We start from the raw sequence: 19,149 nt of genomic DNA on the forward strand, positions 1-19,149 counted from the left end.
GGGCCATCAGTTCATTCCAGGTTACCTAGTGTTGTGCCGATTCGGCCCCCAGACTTTGCAGCCACTCCAACAGTTCAGCGGCGTTGCTGCGCAGAGCGGCGTCCAGGGGAGTGAGGCCATCCCATGCTGAGCGCCAGGTCAGATCGGCTCCCCGGGCGAGCAGGTATTCGGCAGCGGCGCGCTGTCCGCCGTGGCAGGCACACCAGAAAGCAACGGTTACCTCGTCCGGTGCTGAAGCAGCACTAGCTCCCCAGGGATAACGCCGGGAGAGCAACTCACCGGCGAAATGGGCCTCCATCAGGCCAAGCAGCCCCAGTGCAGCCGCATGCCATAGCGCTGGCTTAGCCCCGCGCTCTACCAGCCGGTGCGCTGCCTTCCACTGGGAGAACGCCACCGCATCGTCCAGCGGTGTGCCGCCCGCGATGACTGCGCCGGAGGCCTCGATGTCGGCCCCGGCATCAAGCAGGAGGTCGAGCACCTCGATGTCATCGCAGCTTGCCGCCCAGTGCAGCGGCGTCTCGCGGTGCGCCCCGCTGAACTGCGCATTCACTTCAGCGCCTGCCTCAATCAGCGCGGTAACCACCGCTGCATTGTTGGGATAATGCCCCGGCCAGTCGGTAGCAATATGCAGGAGCGTGCGGGACATCCCGCGATCAGTGCCGCCGCCAGTGTTCTCACTGTTTGCCCCAGCGTCTCCGCTATTAGCATTGTCAGGATCCACGCTGCTGGTTCCTGCATCGCTAGTCTCCCCGCTGCCGGTCCCTTCATTACTTGCACGTCCCTCTTCAGTCCCGGCAATTCGGGCTGTAGCCAGCCCCGGGTTTCCGGCAAGTAATTGAGTCAACCCCGGCACATCGCCTGTACGAATTGCCTGCACAACAGACTTCGCCAGCGGATCATCAACAGTCAGCCACATGATATCTTCATCGCCCATCGTAGAACTCCCTCCATTCATCCGCTGTCGTCCCAATCTCCGACATCCTGCCAGCAGTCTGCGGGTTCATAGCTGCGACAGCCCTGATGTTACAGCGGTGCACTCTGGTAATTATGCTATCAGACTGTACCGCTGTGCATGACAGTAGTATACCCGTTCTCTATTCTGCCTTCAAACTCGCATATTTTCTCCCGCTGAAGCGTGGGATATCCTTATGGCTCTTCGCTAAATCTGTACTCATCGCTAATCCTACAGCTCTCGGCTAATTCCGCGGAACCCCGCAACTCCTACTGTCCTTCACTAATCTCAGGACCACTCTGCACCCCGGTGCTTACTGCATCGGTGAAGGTGTCGGTGGTGTGGAAGTAATAGGAATGCTGGCCCGGGGGCAGCTTGGCGGTATATTGGTAGATTCGGCCGTCCACATAATTATTGTCATTCGGATTGGCAGGCTGCATGGTGCGGACGACGCCATCCAGAATCAGCTCCATAGCGAACGGGGCCTGATTGTCGGCATCCGTATAAGTGACAGTGAAGGTATAGTCCGTCTGTGTGGTGCCAGTAGTGTGATTTACGCCGCCTGCGGTCAGGGTCGGCGCGCTTCCGCTGACCTGATTGGTCGCTTTGATCTCATCAATCAGCATCTCACCCGGAGTGACTGAATTTTGCTTCAGCCAGACGGACATCTTCAGAGCTTTTTTATCAATAGCCGGGGTTAAGGCGTTCAGATCGAATTGCAGATCACTCCAAGAGGAGGGAACCTCTACCCAGCCGCCGGTCAGATTATAGGTTCGTTTGCCGTCACTGAGCTCAATCCGGGTCCTGAGATCAGGAGAGGCAGGATTCTTCAGCGTAATATTCAGATATTGATAGCCGCTCAGATCGACCACATCGTTCCACGGCTGGAATTTGGCCGCTGAATTCACACTGGCCGGCGTCTGGGCGAATTGGCCCGCAGAGCGTCCATCGGCTGTAAGCTTGGTGAACGTTCCCGTGCCGCCATTCTGATTATACCAGTTGACCCAGGTGGTGTTGGCCGCTGAACCGCCCCAGAACCCGGCCCCGCCAAAATCATCATATAACAGCGGAGTGGAAGGGTCCGGCAGAGCCGGAGCCACGGTGTAATGTGTGGAGCTATAGGTGTAGCCGCCGGAAGGGTCTTTGGCGCGGACATCGACTCTCCGGTTGGTATAAGGCAAGGACTGACTCTCATCAACAACCGCAGCGTAGACCGCACCGCTTACCGACCCATATACATTCCCGGACACAGTCATCGGCTGATAAGGCAATCCGGTTGCCGCATATTCCACATCGCTCAGCTCATCCTCCGCCTGGACAAAAACAGTCACCTCTCCCCGCACCCATTCACCAATCACCGGAGAGAGGACCGGCAAGGCGGGCGGCACCGCTGCGGCATCCGCACCTGTTCCCGGAGTAGCGCTCAAGCCCATAACAGTGTAGAGTAATCCGGCCTGAATGCTGATGCTGAACTCGTTATACCGCCACTGGTTCGTATCATCCAGGTAGAGGGAGCGGTCCTGATACCACGGGCTTATGCTGCTCTTGTTCTTGGGATCCTTCATATTAGGCCCGCTGACCATCGCTCCCGGAAGAATAATCCCGGTGTCTCCCGGCGTATTGGATTCCTCATTGTAGCGGGTATGCGGGAACATCACATGATGGGTGCCGATGCCGGAGACCCAGCTGATATTCCACGGATTCTCTCCGAACACCCAGTACATCCCCTTCAGCACCCCTTGCAGGGCTGCCGGATCACCGAATAATTCATAATACCGCAGCAGATCGCCCAGGTAAGAGGCATGAGGCTCGTTCACCCCGAAGTTTTTGAACTGGTTCAGCACCCCGTACGGGGTATCATCGGTCATGGAGAGGAAGTAATCCGCTTGCCCCTTGAGCAGGCTATGAATATGAGATTGTGTGGCAGCATCTGCAGCCGGATAGAATTCAGCCATGGACATTGGACTCATGTCCCAGTAGTTGGTGGAGGAAATGTCGTCCAGGGTTAGAGCGTTAATTGTAGCGGTGGCAGCATTCTTGTATTTGGCTTCGCCGGTCAGCAGGTAGAGCTCAACATCCGCCAGCAGCTTGGAATTGGGAATCCCGCCCCTCGTGGAATAAGAGCCGATCGGACCGTCAGGATGGGCGACCACATATTCATAAAAGATTACCGCCGCACTCTCACATGCTTCAGCGAATTCCGTAAGCTCCGCGATCTGCGCGGACGGGACATCCCCTTCGTCAATCGCTGTACGGATCGCCCGTGCGGTGGCGGCGAGTGTGCCTGCTGACTTGGCCGAGCCGCCGACACTCAGATCCGTCAGCTTGCGGTCATCGGCGGTGCCGGAGACATTGTCGGTGGATTTCTCCGGATGGACGAATGAGGCGTTGTTGCGGAGATTGTACATCTCCCCGCCGAGCTGATCCGCGAACTTAATCAGGTATTCGCTGCCGAAGACGGCTTCGTCCACCAGGTCGGGAATCCCGTTGCTGTCATTATCGTACTTTACGCTGTCATGGTCAGCATAACGGATGTAGGCCAGGGCAATCTCCGCGCCGACCCACTGGTTGCCGCCGTATTTGCCGTAATCTCCGGCGTCATACCAGCTGCCGGTCAGATCATAATGGGTCAGGCCGTCCGCAGATTGCGCATCATCCAGATGGCCTGCCCCGTGGTAGAGCTTGGCTGAAGGCGCTACACTGCTGTACCCCGCAGGATAAGCATCGCTGGTCGCGACCGAGGCGCGTAGCAGCCGGTAGAAGGCGGTCATTTCATCCTTATATTGATCCCACAGATTCGGAGCAATCTCAAAAGCGTAAGAATACACCTGATTACTCCGCACTCTATAGTTGTTCCCGGAATCTGTGAGCGGGGTGAAGCCGATCGAGTAGACATGCTTGTTCCAATGCAGACCCTCATAGGTCATCGTGCCTGAGTAGACTACGTTAGTTCCGTCGACTATTTCATAAGTGGCATCTGTGACCGTGGTGTCCGAGATGAATTTCGCGTTCTTGATATCACCTGCGCTATATCCGGCCTGACTCACAGCAATATCAATTACGGAGGAGGCCTGGACAACACTCAGCGCCTGGACACTGGTAGCGACTTCATCGGAGGTTGTATCGGTGGTGCGAAAATAGTAGGTATGAGCGCCTGCCGGCAGCTTCGTTAGGAAGCTATATTTTTTGCCGTCCGTATAGGTTACATCTGCTGGGTCGGATTCACGCATTACATAGGCGGTATCATCGATAATGACCTGAACAGCGAAGGGGGCTTCATTATCTGCATCGGTATAGACGGCTTCAAAGGTAAAATCCGTATTCTGGTTGTAGCTGCCGTCCGTATTGGCTGTCATCCCTGCCGGGCTTAGCTGGGGAGCGGACCCGCTGGATGCTGTAGTGAACACAATATCATCGACCAGCATCTCGCCGTAAGTCCCGCCGCCTTGTCGCAGCCAGATTTCCAGCTTCACCTTCTTCTTCTGAATCTTGGGCGACAAGGCATCGAGATCGAACTGCAGATCGGTCCAGGCAGCCGTGGCGGGAACATAACCCCCGGTCAGATTGTAATTGGTAATCCCGTCGCTGATCACGACACGAATGAGGGACTGGGCATACCCTGCATTGTTCAGCGACAGATTCATATAACGGTAGCCTGAGAGGTCGAAGGTCTCGTTCATTGGCTGAAACTTGGCCCAGGAGGAGGAGGAGCTTGGGGTTTGTGTGAATTTTCCAATGGTGCGGGTGCCTTGGGTGGTCTTGGTGAAGGTTCCGCTGCCGCCGCTCTGATTGAACCAGTTGGTCCAGTTCTGCTTGAACACGCCTCCGCCGGCGAAATTATCGTACAAGAGAGGGTGAGCGGGACCCGGCAAGGGAGCGACAGCAGCGGCGGCAGGCCGGGGGGACAGAGCAACACTGCATAGAATTAACAACAGACTGAGGCTTACAGATACGAACTTGTTAAACCTCTGGGGGAATGGACTTCGGATGAACATCGTAGAACCTCCTCATAATGAAATATCGTTAACCCGGCTCTCCTTTCTTTTATATGAAAACGCTTGCAAAGGTAGCATAAAAGAGTTACTATCACTTATCCATGATGAATTACAGGAAATATGTGATCTATACTAGGGGTGTAGAGGGGCTATATCTATGAAACGGGGGACGAATAGAAGCTGGCAGCACAACATGCGGAAATAGATCACAGAAAAGCGGAAATAGATCATCTACGCTTATTTATTGCAAGTGTACTGTGGTACACAGAAGAACCTGAAGCTGCCTGGCGATGAATTGGCAATCGAAAGAGGGGGACATCATGTATAAAATTCTCGTTGTGGATGATGAGCCGAGAGTGAGTGCAGGGATCCGAAACTTCCTGCTCACTTCGGAGTTGAACATCACGGAGGTGGAGACGGCCATCAATGGCTTTGAAGCGATTGACTACTTGCGGATGGACCATTTCGATCTGGTGCTGACCGATATCCAGATGGGCCGGATGAGTGGCATTGAATTAATGGAGAATATCTATATGGAGCAGTGGAATGTTCCGGTGATTGTCATTTCGGCCCATGAGAAGTTTGATTTCGCCAAAAAATCGCTCCGGCTGGGAGCCAAGGATTATCTGGTGAAGCCGGTGGAGCGGACGGAACTGCTGCGGGTAGTCCGCAAAGCATTAACCCAGAAGGAGCTTCCGGGGAAAAGCGCGCAGGGGGAGCACAAGCACATCCAGGAGCATTCCCGGCGCGAGGAGTGGCTGATGGAGCTGGTCACCGAGCGGAATCTGTCGCCGCAGGATATTGAAGAGATCACCGGCGAATTGGGCGGCCTGCTGCAAGGGCCCTATTTCGGAGTGATCTCCATCCGTATAGATTACAGCCAGGCCGGATTCAGCCGCCAGCAGGTTACGCTGCATGACCGCAAGCTGCTGAAATATGCGGCTCTCAATATTATGAACGAAACGTTAGCCGAATGGGATGGCATCACCTTCAACGGCTTCGGCCATTCGATCATCAGCATCATCCAGTTGTCCGCTGAAGATATGGGAGATCCCCAGATTAGAGTGCACTCCCAGATCCAGATGATCGGGCAGATGATCGCCATGAACCTGAAGCAGCATTTGAATGCGGAGGCGATTATCGGACTCAGCACTCTTGGCGGGGGGGTCTCCACACTTCCCGGCCTGCTGGAAGAAGCGGATACGGCTGCCGGGCGGAGCAGCGTTCATCCCGGGCAAAAGGTGTTCTATTATGGCGATATCGCCATGCAGGAGCATCTCAGCAGAGGGCAGCAGCTGCCGGATTCCGCGCAACAGCCGCCGCCGCAGGACCCGGCCGGAGACCCGAGTGTAATCTCACGGATTACAAGCTACATCCAGAACCATTACCGGAATCCGGCGCTGAAGATCCAGGATATTTCCGAGGAGGTGCATTTCAGCGCCGCCCATCTGGGTTATATTTTCAAGCGTGATATGAAAACCAACCTCTGGGACTATGTGACCGCATTGCGGATGGAAGAGGCCAAGCGCCTTATGATTGCTACCGACAAGAAACGGTATGAGGTTGCCTATGCGGTAGGGTACGAATCACCGGAGCACTTCAGCCGGATGTTCAAGCGGGTGCTGGGCCTCACTCCGGCAGAATTCCGCAAACAGGCCAGAGGAGGGGACCGGGCTGAAGCCTAAACTCAAACTTAAACTCAAGCTCAAACATAAAGTCATCCTCGCCTTCCTGCTCTGCATCGTGCTCCCGTTCCTGGTGGTGGGCTGGATTTCAGCGTATGTGGCGCTTCACACGATCAAGGAAGAGGTCGGCAGTACCACCCTGCAGCTGGTGAAGCAGAATCATGTCACGCTGGACAAAACGATATCGGCGATCAATGACCGGACGATCACGCTGCTGGATAATCATTTTTTTAGCAATCCGGCAGGGTACAGCTTCTGGACGGGAATTGATACCCTGAATGAAATCCAGCAGGCTGACAATATTCTGGAGAGCTGGTCTACCGGCGGCACGGAATATGCGATATATATGAAGAACATTGAGCGCAGGGATACACCGTTCGATCTGTCCCACAAGACCAAAGGATTCAAATATCTGGACCAGGTGAACAGCGGATTGCCGGACGTGATGGTCAAGCAGATGGATGTCAGCGGCGCAGGGGCGCTGCGCGTCATTCCTTCAGCGACGGGCGAGCGGACGGTCTCCTTCATGCGCAGTATTCTGAACCCCCGGAATTATAACGAGGTGATCGGGCTGCTGGTCGTCCATAAGGTTGAGGTGATGCTGACCCGGGATATGGTCTCGGTGGAGCTGCCTGCTGCGGCCGGCGCCTTCTTATTCAATGATAACGGGGAGCTGCTGATGTCCACCGGGTCAGGCAGCATTTCTGCGGCCGAGATCGGCAAGAGCACCGAACCGGACGCCGCTTACGGCTATACCTTCGCCCAGGAAGGCGGGGAGGAGTGGCTCTATGCGTATTCGGACAGCTCCAGATTCCACACCCGGTTACTGTACAAAATCCCGCTGGCATCCATTACCGGCAAGCAAGTCTGGTTTCAAAAGCTGCTGGTGCTCATCTCCTTTGTTTTTCTGGCTTTTGTCCTGATGTTTGTTCTCTATCTGGTAAGACTTGTCGTCAAGCCGGTCGTGAAGCTCGTCTCTGTGATGAAAATTTATGAGCCCGGCATCAAGCTGCCGTTATCCGAGGAGCCGCTCCGGCATGATGAATTCGGCATTCTGCAGGGATCATTCGTGAAAATGACCCGCAGGCTGGATCATTCGATTGAAGAAAATTACGGGATGAAGCTGAAGCAGAAGGAATATGAGCTGCTGATGCTCCAATCCCAGATTACCCCCCATTATCTGTACAATACCCTGGACTCGATTTACTGGTATGCGCTGGATAGCGGAAACGGCGAGGTGGGAGAGATGGTCAGGGACTTGTCCATGCTGCTGCGCATCGGACTTAGCCGGGGCCGGACCATGATTACGGCCGGGGAAGAACTGGAGCATGCCCAGGCGTACACCCGGCTGCAAACCAAACGTTATCCGGGTACCTTTGAGGTCTGTTGGCAGATTGATGATACCTTGAGGGACTATGAGACGCCCAAGGTCATTATCCAGCCGCTGATCGAGAATGCCATTCTTCACGGCGTACGCGGGATGGACGGAGAAGGAGAAATCCGGGTATCTGCTGTTCAAGCGGAAGGAACACTCCGCTTCATCGTCGAGGACAACGGGCATCTGCCGGTAGATCTGGAGGAGCTTGCCGCCATCCTGCGGGAAGAGCATAGTGCAAGAGGCTACGGCATCCGCAACGTGCACCAGCGTATCCAGCTCCATTACGGCGAGGCCTACGGATTAACCTATGAGCGAACCGGGGTGGGGTGGACACGGGCGATCATTACCTTGCCGCTGCGCCGGACGAAGACCGAACCTGCCGGCAACTGAGTGATAAAAGATCACATTTTTACGGGAATCCATCATCGAAGCGGTGGCAGGATGGTTCTATAATTAGTCCATGAAAGGAGTAATGGACATGAGTAGAACCACCGGATTCTCAAGCTTTATCCATGCCATGTGGAAGTACAAGGCGCTGACACTGATGCTGCTGCCAGCGGTGCTTGTCCTGCTGGCGCACAGCTATCTGCCGATGTTCGGCATCTTTATTGCCTTCAAGAATGTGAATTATCTGGACGGGATTTGGGGCAGTCCCTGGGTAGGCTTTGATAATTTCCAGTTCCTGTTCTCCTCGGGGGATATGTGGAGAATTGTAAGAAACACACTTCTGTACAGCTTGACCTTCATGATTATGAACCTGGTGCTGTCGGTATCGATTGCGGTAGCCATCAATGAGATCCGGCGGCGGCTGCTGGCGAAGGTGTACCAGAGCTTCATCATCCTGCCGCACTTCCTGTCCATGGTGGTGGTGAGTTATCTCGTATACGCTTTCCTGCAGCCGGATCACGGCTTCATCAATGCCACAGTGCTTAAGGCCTTCGGGCAAGACCCTGTCTTCTGGTACTCGGAGAAGGAATATTGGCCTTACATTCTGGTGTTTGTCAACGCCTGGAAGCATGCGGGCTTCGGCGCAGTGATCTATATCGCGGCGATTGCCGGAATCGATCCGGAATATTACGAGGCGGCGCTGATTGACGGGGCTTCCAAGTGGAAGCAGATTACGCATATCACGCTCCCTTTTATCCGGCCGGTCATCATTATTATGACGATTCTGTCCATGGGCAGCATCTTCAGCTCTGACTTCGGACTGTTCTTCCAGGTGCCCATGAATTCGGGAGCGCTGTATCCGGTAACAGATACCGTTGATACGTATGTCTACCGCGCCCTGATGCAATTGAATGATATCGGAATGTCCTCGGCAACGGCGCTGGTCCAATCGGTGGTGGGCTTCATTATGGTCATAGCCACCAACAGTATGGTCAGACGGATTGACCGGGAACAGGCACTATTCTAATCAAAGGAGAATCATCATGGCGAATGACACCAGCAGCTCGATCGGCGGAAACTCCGCATTGTCAAATGTACTTTTAAATCTGGCCTTTGTGATCCTCTCACTCCTTTGCTTTTTGCCTGTTCTGCTTGTGATCATTGTCTCCTTCACAGACGGGCAGTCCATTCTGACTCAGGGATACAGCTTCATTCCGAATAAGTGGTCCTTCATTGCCTATGAGTCGATCTTCAAGGACTGGATGACGATTGTGTCGGGATATCGCGTGAGTATCACCATCACTATTGCAGGAACAGCGCTTAGCGTGCTGCTCATGGCAATGTATGCTTATCCCATCTCGCGTGCGGATTATCCGTTCCGTAATGTGTTTACCTTCTTCCTGTTCTTCACGATGCTGTTCAATGGAGGAATGGTCAGCAGATATCTGATCTATACACAAGCGCTGCATATCAAGGATTCGTATATGGCGCTGATTCTGCCCATGCTGATTGTGCCGTTCAACGTCATTATTATGCGGACCTTCTTCCAGACGACCATTCATCCTGCGGTGATCGAATCGGCCAGAATTGACGGTGCGGGGGAGCTGAGAATCTTCCTGCGGATCGTTCTGCCGCTCTCGTTGCCGGTCCTGGCGACCATGGCCCTGTTCAGTACCATCGGCTATTGGAACGACTGGTTCAATGCGCTGCTGTATATCACCAGCGAGGATAAGTATCCGCTGCAGTATCTGATGATGCGCGTCCTCAACGATGTGCAGTACCTGCGCAATAATGTGGAGCTGGCTGCCCAGAATCCCAATATGATGAAGAATCTTCCGAACGAATCCCTGCAGATGGCGATGGCGGTGATCGGGATGGGACCGATTCTGATTGCGTATCCGTTCTTTCAGAAGTATTTTGTCAAAGGCCTGACGGTCGGGGCAGTAAAAGGCTAAAGCGTGGTGGAACCGGCATCAGCACAGGCTGCCTGCCGTTCTATATAGAAGCATAATCATCTAGGGGAGGGTTAATATGACAAAGTTAAAAGGGCGCAGACCGCTATTCACGGCGATTCTTCTGGTTCTGGCGTTATCCTTGCAAGCGTGCTCAGGCGGTAACAACGGGGGTTCTGCCGAACCTTCAGCTTCAAGCGGCGCGGCCGCTACGAACAGCACGAGCAGTGCGGAGCCTGCGGGTGGTGCGGAAGCACTGAAGCCTTACGAGGTCTCGATCATCTACTTCGGTGCGCCGCAGCGGGATGACGCACTGGTCGAAGCTAAGCTGAGTGAATATTTCAAAGAGAAATTCAATGCCACCGTGGATCTGCAGCCGATTGCCTCCAGCGAATACAAGCAGAAGACCGAGCTGATGCTCAATGCCGGAGAACCGATGGACCTGGTATTCACCGCGTCCTGGCTTAATTTCTTCGGCAACGTGGCCAAGGGTGCGTTCCTGGATCTCGATGACCTGCTGGCCAAATACGGGCAGGGGATTACGGAGAACCTGAATCCGATCTATCTGGAGGCTCCGCGCTACAAAGGCAAGCTGTACGGCATTCCAACCAACAAAGAGATTACCCAAGGCAAGGCCTACACGTACCGCAAGGATATCATCGACAAATATAATATTCCGATTGAGGATATTAAGACAATGTCAGACTTTGAACCCTGGTTCAAGCTGCTGAAGGAGAAGGAGCCGGGGCTGATCCTGGACTTCATTAAGGAGTCGGGCGAAGGGATGATGTATGAGACCCGTTCGAACTTCCGCGCCATCGGGCCGACGCCGAACAAGATTCCTTTATTCCTCTATGACTACACAAATACAGATAACATCCAGATTAAGTCAGTCGTTGATCCGGAGATTTCATCCATTGCCCAAGCGGAGTATGAGCTGAACCGCAGTTATTACGAGAAGGGCTACATCAACAGCGATGCGGCGACTACAACGACGGAGATCGGCGACTTGCGCAAGCAGGGCAAGATCTGGATGCAGCAGGCGGTCTGGAAGCCGGGCGCGGATATTGAGTTGAAAATCGCCTCGGACAATAAATATGATTTCGTATCCAAGGTAATTGAGGAGCCTATCGTCACTACGGATCTTGCGGCCGGATCCATGTTCTCCATCTCCCGCACCTCCAAGGACCCCGAGCGGGCTATGATGGTCTTGAATGCGCTGCATACTGATCCGTATGCTGTGAACCTGTTCGTTAACGGCATCGAAGGCACCCATTACAAGAAGATCAGCGAGAACCGGATCGAGCCGATTGCCGATTCCGGGTATGGCAGCTCTGCCCTGTTCTGGGTGGTCGGCAATCAGCTGATCAATTATCTGAAGCCGGGCCAGCCGGATGATCTGTATACAAGCTGGAAGCAATTCAATGATGAGGCTAAACGTTCGCCATTGTTGGGCTTCGTCTTCGACGAATCGCCGGTGAAGAACGAGATTACCCAGCTTACCTCGGTCATCGGTGAATACCGGGCCGCAAGCACGGGTGCTATTCCTGACCCTGCCAAAATGCTTGCGGAACGCAATGAAAAATTGAAGAAAGCTGGCATTGAGAAGGTCAAGACTGAACTGCAGACCCAGATTGATGCCTGGAAAGCCGCGCAATAACTGACAAGTGGAAAAGATGGCAGGAGGTCCGTTATTTCCGGGCGTCCTGCCCTCTAATTTGTAGACGAGAAAGGAAGACCTGGAGATTATGGAGACTTGGATCAACGAAGCCTGGGACTATGCCCAGCACAAATTAAGCCGTACACGGAGCCGGATCGGAGCCACCTTCCCGAATGCCACCTACGGAGGACAATATGATGCGCGTGACCCCGATTGCTGGACCAACGGATTCTGGCCAGGCATTCTGTGGCTGGCTTACCGGAACACAGGCGATGAGGAATACCGGCGCATTGCCGAGAGCTGCGAGGAGCAACTGGACACGCCGCTTCAGGAATATGAACAGCTCCATCACGATAACGGCTTCCTCTGGAGTCTGTCAGCGGTTGCCGATTATAAGCTCACCGGTAACATGCTGTCCCGGAGAAGAGGGCTGATCGCTGCCAGTCATCTGGCCAGCCGGTTCAATCTCAAGGGGAATTTCATCCGTGCCTGGCTGCATGAAGGCAGTGAAGGTCTGGCGATCATCGACTGCATGATGAACCTTGGACTGCTGTACTGGGCCAGCGGGGAACTACAGGACCCGCGGTATCGTCACATCGCTGTCGCCCATTCGGAGATGGCGCTGCGGGAATTCATCCGGGAGGACGGCTCGGTGCATCATATCGTCCGCTTCGATCCCGAGACGGGAGAGCGGATTGAGGCGCTGGGCGGACAAGGGTATAGTCCGGATTCCGCCTGGTCGCGCGGATCAGCCTGGGCGATCTACGGATTCGCGATCGGGTACCGGTATACAGGTGATATCCGGTTCATGAATGCCGCTAGAGCGGCAGCGGATTACTTCGTTGCTGCGCTGCCGGAGGATCTGGTGCCTCCCTGGGATTTCCGCGCGCCTACCGATCAGCTATGGGCCAAAGATTCAACGGCTGCTGCCTGCGCGGCCAGCGGAATGCTGGAGATAGCTTACCTGCTGGAGGGCGAAGAAGCCGACCGGTACCGGAAGCTCGGAAGTGCCATTACAGAATCGCTGTTCCGCCACTACGCGCCGGAAGATCCGGCGGAAGAGGCGCTCATTACCAAGGGAACCGGCAGCTTCCCGGCTGGTGCCGAAGTCGAGGTGCCGATCATTTACGGCGACTATTTCTTCCTGGAAGCCTTGCTGAAGCTCAAGGGCGAGAATGAAATCTTTTGGTAGAGGGAACAGATTCATGGCAAGGAAGGAGGACCTGATTTGAGTAAAAGAAGAGTGGACCATGTCGATCCGTTCATCGGCGTGGACGGGGAGAATAACTGCCTGTGCGGGCCTTATCTGCCGAACAGTATCGTAAGGCTTGGACCGGATACCCTGCCGCCGCAGCTATCCCACGGTTACGACAGCTCGCGGCCGATTATCCGGTTCAGTCATACGCATGTCAGCGGAACCGGGGGCGGCGGGCGTTATGGCAATGTCGGCTTCACCCCCTATACCGGAATGCCGAGGTTTCAGTTGGACCCTTATGAGAAGGGGGATGAACATGCCGAAGCCGGATATTACAGCGTGAAGCTGCTGCCTGCCGCCATCCAGGCTGAATTGACCAGCACGATGCGGACCGGAGTCCACCGTTACACCTATCCGGGGAATGAATTGGCGGGTCTGCTGATTGATGCCGGAGCGGTCATTCAGGTGGGCGGGGATGAACCGGGGAAGACCACCGGAGTATCGACCGGGGGATATATTGAAGTTCTGTCCGAATATGAGCTGGCAGGCCGCTGCGACCTGCGCGGGGGCTGGGGACACGAATTCCCTTATTCCGTGTACTTCTATATCCGCTTCGATCAGCCAATACAGAGCCATATGCTGATGGATGCAGGCGGAGTACGCCAAGGGCCGTCTGTAGATGGCGCGAACTGCAAGGCTTCCCTTAGCTTCGGCGATTGCAGAGTCCTGGTGGCGAAGACTGGCATCTCATATGTTAGTGTCGGCAAGGCCAGGGCCAGTGTAGACCGGGAAGCGTCCGCCGGATTCGATGACATCCGCCAGGCGGCCAGCGACATCTGGGAGGATAAGCTCAGCCGGGTCACAGTGAAAGGGGGCAGCGTGGAGCATACCCGGCTGTTCTATACCCTGATGACCCGTCTGTTCTGTATGCCGAGTGACCTCGGAGTAGATGATGAGAACTTCGCCTGGGAATCAGGGGTCCGGCATTATACCGACCTGTACGCGCTCTGGGACAGTGTGCGGAATGCCAATTCGTTGATTACACTGCTCGACCCGCAGCTTGAAGCGGATATCCTGAATTGTCTGCTGGACATCGCGGACCATACCGGCTGGCTGCCGGACGCCTGGATCATGGGGCATAGCGCCATGATTCAAGGCGGAAGCTCTGCCGATATTCTGTTCTGTGAAGCGGCGCTGAAGAAGCTTGAGGGCATCGACTACGCGAAGGCCCTCAAGCAGATGCGTAAGAATAATGAGGTGCAGTCCCCGGATACCTGGCTCTATGGCCGTCATCTGCAGGATTACCATTCCTTAGGCTACTTGTCCACGGATGTGAAGAAGAACTGTGTGTCACGCCATATGGAATATGCTTATCAGGACTGGTGCATCGGCCGTCTGGCCGAGGAGCTTGGGCAGGAGGAGACGGCAGAGGACTATTATACAAGCTCGGAGAAGCTATGGAATCTGTGGCGCGAGGATCTGAAGTGTTTTGCGCCCCGGCTGTCCGGCGGGGAATGGGTAACGTCATTTGACCGGGAATCCTGTCTGCCGGATTCATGGAATGATCCGTATTTCTACGAGGGCACCAGTCTGCAATGGTCGTTCAGCACCCAGCATGATTTTCATGGACTTGTTGAACGGCATGGGGGAGCGGAGGCCTTTGTCCGTCATTTAGATTATTTTTTTGACGGGGGCTTCTATAACTCCAAGGAAACGATGCTGCATATTCCTTATCTATATATCTATGCGGGCAGGCCGGACCGGGCGGCTGACCGGGTACGGGAATGCCTGGAGCAATACTTCCGGGCTGAGCGTGACGGGTTGGGGGATAACGAGGATATGGGCTGCCAGAGTGCCTTTTACATCTGTTCAGCGATGGGCTTGTATCCGTTGATGGGTCAGGACCTCTATTTCCTCGTTCCTCCGGTTTTCAATAAGGTGACGCTGCTGCTGGGCGCACAGGCGAATCCGGTTCCTCTGACGATTGAGACACAAGGAGCAGGCAGCGGGTCCGGCAAAAGTTATATTTTGTCCGCTTCGCTCAACGGTCAGGAGCTGGACCGTGCATGGGTCCGCCATGAAGAAATCGCCGGAGGAGGCACGCTTGTTCTGGAGCTGGGCGCTAAACCCGGGGAGTGGGGAAGCCTTATTCCACCTTCTCCGCTCGCGGAGCGGGAGCAAGGCAAACAACTGTCAAGGTAGGGCAGTAGGCTCAAGGAGAGAATGTCCATGCAGAGTTTAAAAAACAAATGGCTGCAATATCTCGTGGGAGATACGCTTCGTCCGGAATCGCTGAAACGGGTCCGCGATGCCCGGGATAAGATGCTTTATCATCAGGAGCTGCTTTGGGCGGATATCCCGTTTCAGGAGAATGCGGCGGATGTATTTCAGATCATTCTCCGTTTGAAGGAGATGGCCATCGCGCTGAAGTCTCCCAAATGTACCTATTATATGGACTATTCATTAAGGCTAAGGATCATTTATGGATTAGAATGGCTGTCTGAGCATAGATACAACGAAACCTGTCAGCCCTATGGCAACTGGTGGTATTGGGAGATTGGCGTGCCAATCGCGCTGGTGGAGACCCTTCTGCTCATGGAGGAACTGCTGGATAAGGAGTTCATAGAGTCTCTGCTTCTTCCCGTAGACAAATATGTGGGCGATCCGGCGTTTCATGCGCAGTGGTTCGTGGCTCAGGCTCCGCCTTCAACGGGAGCGAATCTGGTCTGGAAATCTACGGCGGCTGCCCTGACGGCCGTTATCCGGGGCGACTGGCAGAAGCTCCTTGCAGCCCGGAATGCGCTGCTTCCGCTGTTCAGGAATGCCAGTGAAGGGGACGGCTTCTATGAAGACGGCTCCTTTATTCAGCATGACAAGTATGCCTACACCGGGGGATATGGGGTTTCACTGCTGCATGATGTGGTCCGCCTGATGGTATGGCTTCACGGTACCCCCTGGGAATTGCCTGATGAAGCTCGGGGTTTGACGGCCGGGTGGATTAAGGATTCATTCGTGCCTCTTATGTTCAGGGGATCTATGCTGGATATGGTGAGCGGCAGAGAAGTCTCACGGGAGGATTCGCAGAATCATGAGAGTGGACATTCCGTGATCACGGCCTGCCTGCGTTTCTCGCGCATACTGGGTGAGGCGGATCAGGCACGGCTGCTCTCCAGGGTGAAGGGGTGGGTGTTGGCAGATACGTATAAATCGTACATCGCCGAAGCGCCGCCGGATACCGCAGCTGAGACTGGAGCGCTGCTGGACGATGAACTTGTGCAGCCCGCTCCGGAAGCGAGTTGCTGCAAGCTGTTTGCCCATATGGACAGGGTGGTGCTGCAAGGTCCGGGTTTTGCCTACTCGATCAGTATGTTCTCCAGCCGGACCTTCACCTATGAATCTATCAACAGAGAGCATCTGAAGGGCTGGTATACAGCGTATGGCATGAGCCACCTGTACAATAGTGACTTGGGGCAATATGCGGATGCCTACTGGCCGACCGTTGATCCATACCGCCTGCCTGGAACCACGGTAACGAAGACATTGCAAGAGGATGGAGCCGGGCAGGGCCAATTAAGCAACAGGGCTTATGTTGGCGGGGCTGTGCTTCATAACCAATACGGCGCCATTGCGATGGAGCTTCAGGATGTTGTTAACGAAGCCGATGGACTGACCGCGCTCAAAAGCTGGTTTTTGTTCGGTAACCGTATTGTTGCCTTAGGTTCGGATATTAAGAGCTGTACTTCCGCCAGAGTGGAAACGATTATAGAAAACCGGCAATGGAACCCGGCAGGAGACCATACGATTACAGCAGACGGAACAGAGATTTGCCGGACGCTGGGACTCACAGATACCCTTCAGCCTAAGTGGATTCATATGGCGGGAAGTACCGGGGGCGCGGATGTGGGGATTTATTTGCCTGAACGCTGCTGCGTCCATGCCTTGCGCGAGGCCCGGCAAGGGAGCTGGAGGGCAATCAACGACGCCGGTTCCTCTGCGGTAATCGAGCGATTCTATCAGACACTCTGGTTCGATCATGGAGCAGCGCCGCAGGGGGATACCTATGCCTATGTGCTGCTGCCCGGCTGGAGTGAAGAAGCAACGGCCGGGTTCGCCGGGGCTTCAAGTATACGGATTGTGGAATTGAATCACCGGGTGCACGCGGTGGAGGATTCGGAATCGGGGCTGCTAGCTGTGCATTTCTGGCAGCCAGGCTGGTATAGAAGCGGGGGGATTACTTGCAGCGGTCAAGCCTCTATTGTGCTGCGTAGGAATCCGGCAGGCTGGAGTCTAGCTATAGCTGATCCGACACAACTGCAGCGCCGTCCAATCAAAGTGGAGCTTGAACTCGATCGGCCTGTTACTAGGGTGATCCACAAGTCTGAGCGGATCACGGTTGACCTGGGGGGATCTGGTGAACTTAGTGGCCCGGGTGACCCAAGTGACGCAGGTGATTCAGGTGAACCTAGTGATTCTGGAGACACCGGGGCCCCTGGAAACCCCAGAAAGGTTAGACTGGTGTTCGACCCTGACGGTGCCGGGGGCGCCTCGTTCCAGGTGGAACTGGGGACCTGAGGCGAATCTATGAATATGCGCTTCAAGTGAATGACTCTGCGGAGTATGGTAGAATAATCCCAATGATTTTAGAGGGGGAGTACCATGCAGATTTCAATTACCGATGATTTCGCAGATGAACGTTTCCTGCAGTTCGTAAGGGATCACTTCTGCGGTGGCCGTGAATCCGTCTTCAGGAGCGATCTTGACACGGTGACTACGCTGAAGCTTGAGGGCTGCAAGCTCTCAAGTCTACAGGGAATCGAACAATTTACGGCGCTTCAGGAGCTGGATTGTTCGTATAATGAGTTAACCGTGCTTGACCTTAGCCAGAATGCGGAACTCGTTACTGTGAACTGCCGGAGCAACCGGCTGATTGAGCTGAATACTCAGCCTAATCGGCTTTTGAAGGAACTGGACTGTAGCAGGAATCATATCCGTACTCTGGACCTTAGCCAGAATCCTGCGCTGGAGACGGTGGAGTGTCATGAGAATATGTTGTCCAACTTGGAGTTAAGCAGCAATCCCCGGCTCAAGGTACTGAATTGCAGTTATAACTCGCTGCATGAATTGAAGCTTAGTGACAATACGGCGCTGGAGCGGGTCGATTGCGGCAGCAACTATATCATTGAGCTGGATATGGCAAGCTGTACAGAGCTGACGGAAATTCGCTGTAACCATAATCATTTAACCCGTCTGGACACCAGTGGCAATCCTTCACTTACGAGTCTGCGATGCTTCAATAATCATCTCACGAGTCTGGACCTCAGTCACAATCTGCAGTTGACCGAACTGTATTGCTCTGAGAACAAACTTACGGTACTGGATACGAATCTTCATTCGCAGCTTGTACAACTGGATGTTGCCAATAACCTCATTACGCAGCCGGATCATAGGGTAGAGGGAGTAGGGATTTTTCAATATGATACTACCTTTACCTGTTATAAGGCGCAGCTTCAAATCAGGGGGAGTGAGCTTGCCGTTACAGCGGAAGTTCCCACCAAGGTCGCAATGAGAGGCTTGACTTCACAGATTCAAAAGGTGTGGGCCGAGCTGGAGGGGCTGCTTGACCGGGTATTGCAGCTAATTGCGGACGCTCATCCTGATGAAGATGTGAATGAGCTGGTGCTGGCCGACTTGACGTTTGCCGAAGACCACTCCTTCCGTATCGGCTACGATGCCGGGGATACACCGGCCGGTCAGCTCTGCATCTATGCAGCATTTGACCATGAAGGTGAGCTGGCCGACCAGCTTAGTTATGAAATGTACTAAGCTGGTAAGCCGCAGGCTGTAACCCGCGGGCTGCAAAGCGCAAGGAGTAGGCAGTAAACTGTAGGCTATAAACCGTAACCCGTAACCGCAAGCTGCTGGCCGCACGCCGCAAGCTGTAGGCG

At 54.5% G+C, this 19,149-nt stretch carries 11 protein-coding genes; 9 read left to right on the forward strand and 2 right to left on the reverse strand.

Translation table 11 applies throughout. From position 1 onward, the window contains the following. Positions 1–25 precede the first annotated feature (25 nt). Positions 26–934 (reverse strand): ankyrin repeat domain-containing protein, encoded by a 909-nt coding sequence (locus tag MKY64_RS03980; protein WP_340951034.1) that lies wholly within the window; start codon positions 932–934, stop codon positions 26–28. Positions 935–1,221: 287 nt separating this feature from the next. Beyond that, a complete protein-coding gene (locus MKY64_RS03985) occupies positions 1,222–4,947 on the reverse strand; it encodes a glycoside hydrolase family 9 protein (RefSeq protein WP_340951036.1) in 3,726 nt (1,241 codons plus the stop codon). A 320-nt stretch (positions 4,948–5,267) separates the two neighbouring features. On the opposite strand from MKY64_RS03985, the gene MKY64_RS03990 reads away from it, so the two are divergent. The 9 genes from MKY64_RS03990 to MKY64_RS04030 all read left to right on the forward strand — a co-directional run bounded on the left by MKY64_RS03990 (position 5,268) and on the right by MKY64_RS04030 (position 19,027). Then, positions 5,268–6,632 carry a response regulator transcription factor gene (locus tag MKY64_RS03990; protein WP_339310736.1) on the forward strand — a complete coding sequence of 455 codons (1,365 nt, stop codon included), beginning with the start codon at positions 5,268–5,270 and terminating at the stop codon, positions 6,630–6,632. Positions 6,633–6,729: 97 nt separating this feature from the next. Next, complete coding sequence (locus tag MKY64_RS03995) at positions 6,730–8,400, forward strand: sensor histidine kinase (RefSeq protein WP_036724038.1); 1,671 nt, start codon at positions 6,730–6,732, stop codon at positions 8,398–8,400. Between the two features lie 88 nt (positions 8,401–8,488). Further along, the gene (locus MKY64_RS04000) at positions 8,489–9,424 is read left to right on the forward strand and encodes an ABC transporter permease (RefSeq protein WP_200869525.1); all 936 of its coding nucleotides are present in this window, start codon (positions 8,489–8,491) and stop codon (positions 9,422–9,424) included. A 16-nt stretch (positions 9,425–9,440) separates the two neighbouring features. After that, entirely contained in the window at positions 9,441–10,352 is a 912-nt protein-coding gene (locus tag MKY64_RS04005) for a carbohydrate ABC transporter permease (protein ID WP_209877464.1), read from the forward strand. Between the two features lie 76 nt (positions 10,353–10,428). Further along, positions 10,429–12,009 carry an ABC transporter substrate-binding protein gene (locus tag MKY64_RS04010; RefSeq protein ID WP_036724036.1) on the forward strand — a complete coding sequence of 527 codons (1,581 nt, stop codon included), beginning with the start codon at positions 10,429–10,431 and terminating at the stop codon, positions 12,007–12,009. 88 nt (positions 12,010–12,097) lie between these two features. After that, positions 12,098–13,201, forward strand: a complete 1,104-nt coding sequence (locus MKY64_RS04015; protein WP_036724035.1) for a glycoside hydrolase family 88 protein — start codon at positions 12,098–12,100, stop codon at positions 13,199–13,201. A 36-nt stretch (positions 13,202–13,237) separates the two neighbouring features. Continuing rightward, positions 13,238–15,406: a GH92 family glycosyl hydrolase gene (locus MKY64_RS04020; RefSeq protein ID WP_340951040.1), complete on the forward strand. Its 2,169-nt coding sequence runs from the start codon at positions 13,238–13,240 to the stop codon at positions 15,404–15,406. 27 nt (positions 15,407–15,433) lie between these two features. Next, on the forward strand, positions 15,434–17,776 hold the full coding sequence (locus MKY64_RS04025) for a polysaccharide lyase 8 family protein (protein WP_339249988.1): 2,343 nt from the start codon (positions 15,434–15,436) through the stop codon (positions 17,774–17,776). Between the two features lie 84 nt (positions 17,777–17,860). Beyond that, on the forward strand, positions 17,861–19,027 hold the full coding sequence (locus tag MKY64_RS04030) for a leucine-rich repeat domain-containing protein (protein ID WP_339249986.1): 1,167 nt from the start codon (positions 17,861–17,863) through the stop codon (positions 19,025–19,027). Positions 19,028–19,149 lie beyond the last annotated feature (122 nt).

It is taken from the genome of Paenibacillus sp. FSL R7-0210, assembly GCF_038009085.1.
GTDB classification, from domain to species: Bacteria; Bacillota; Bacilli; order Paenibacillales; family Paenibacillaceae; genus Paenibacillus_AQ; species Paenibacillus_AQ silagei.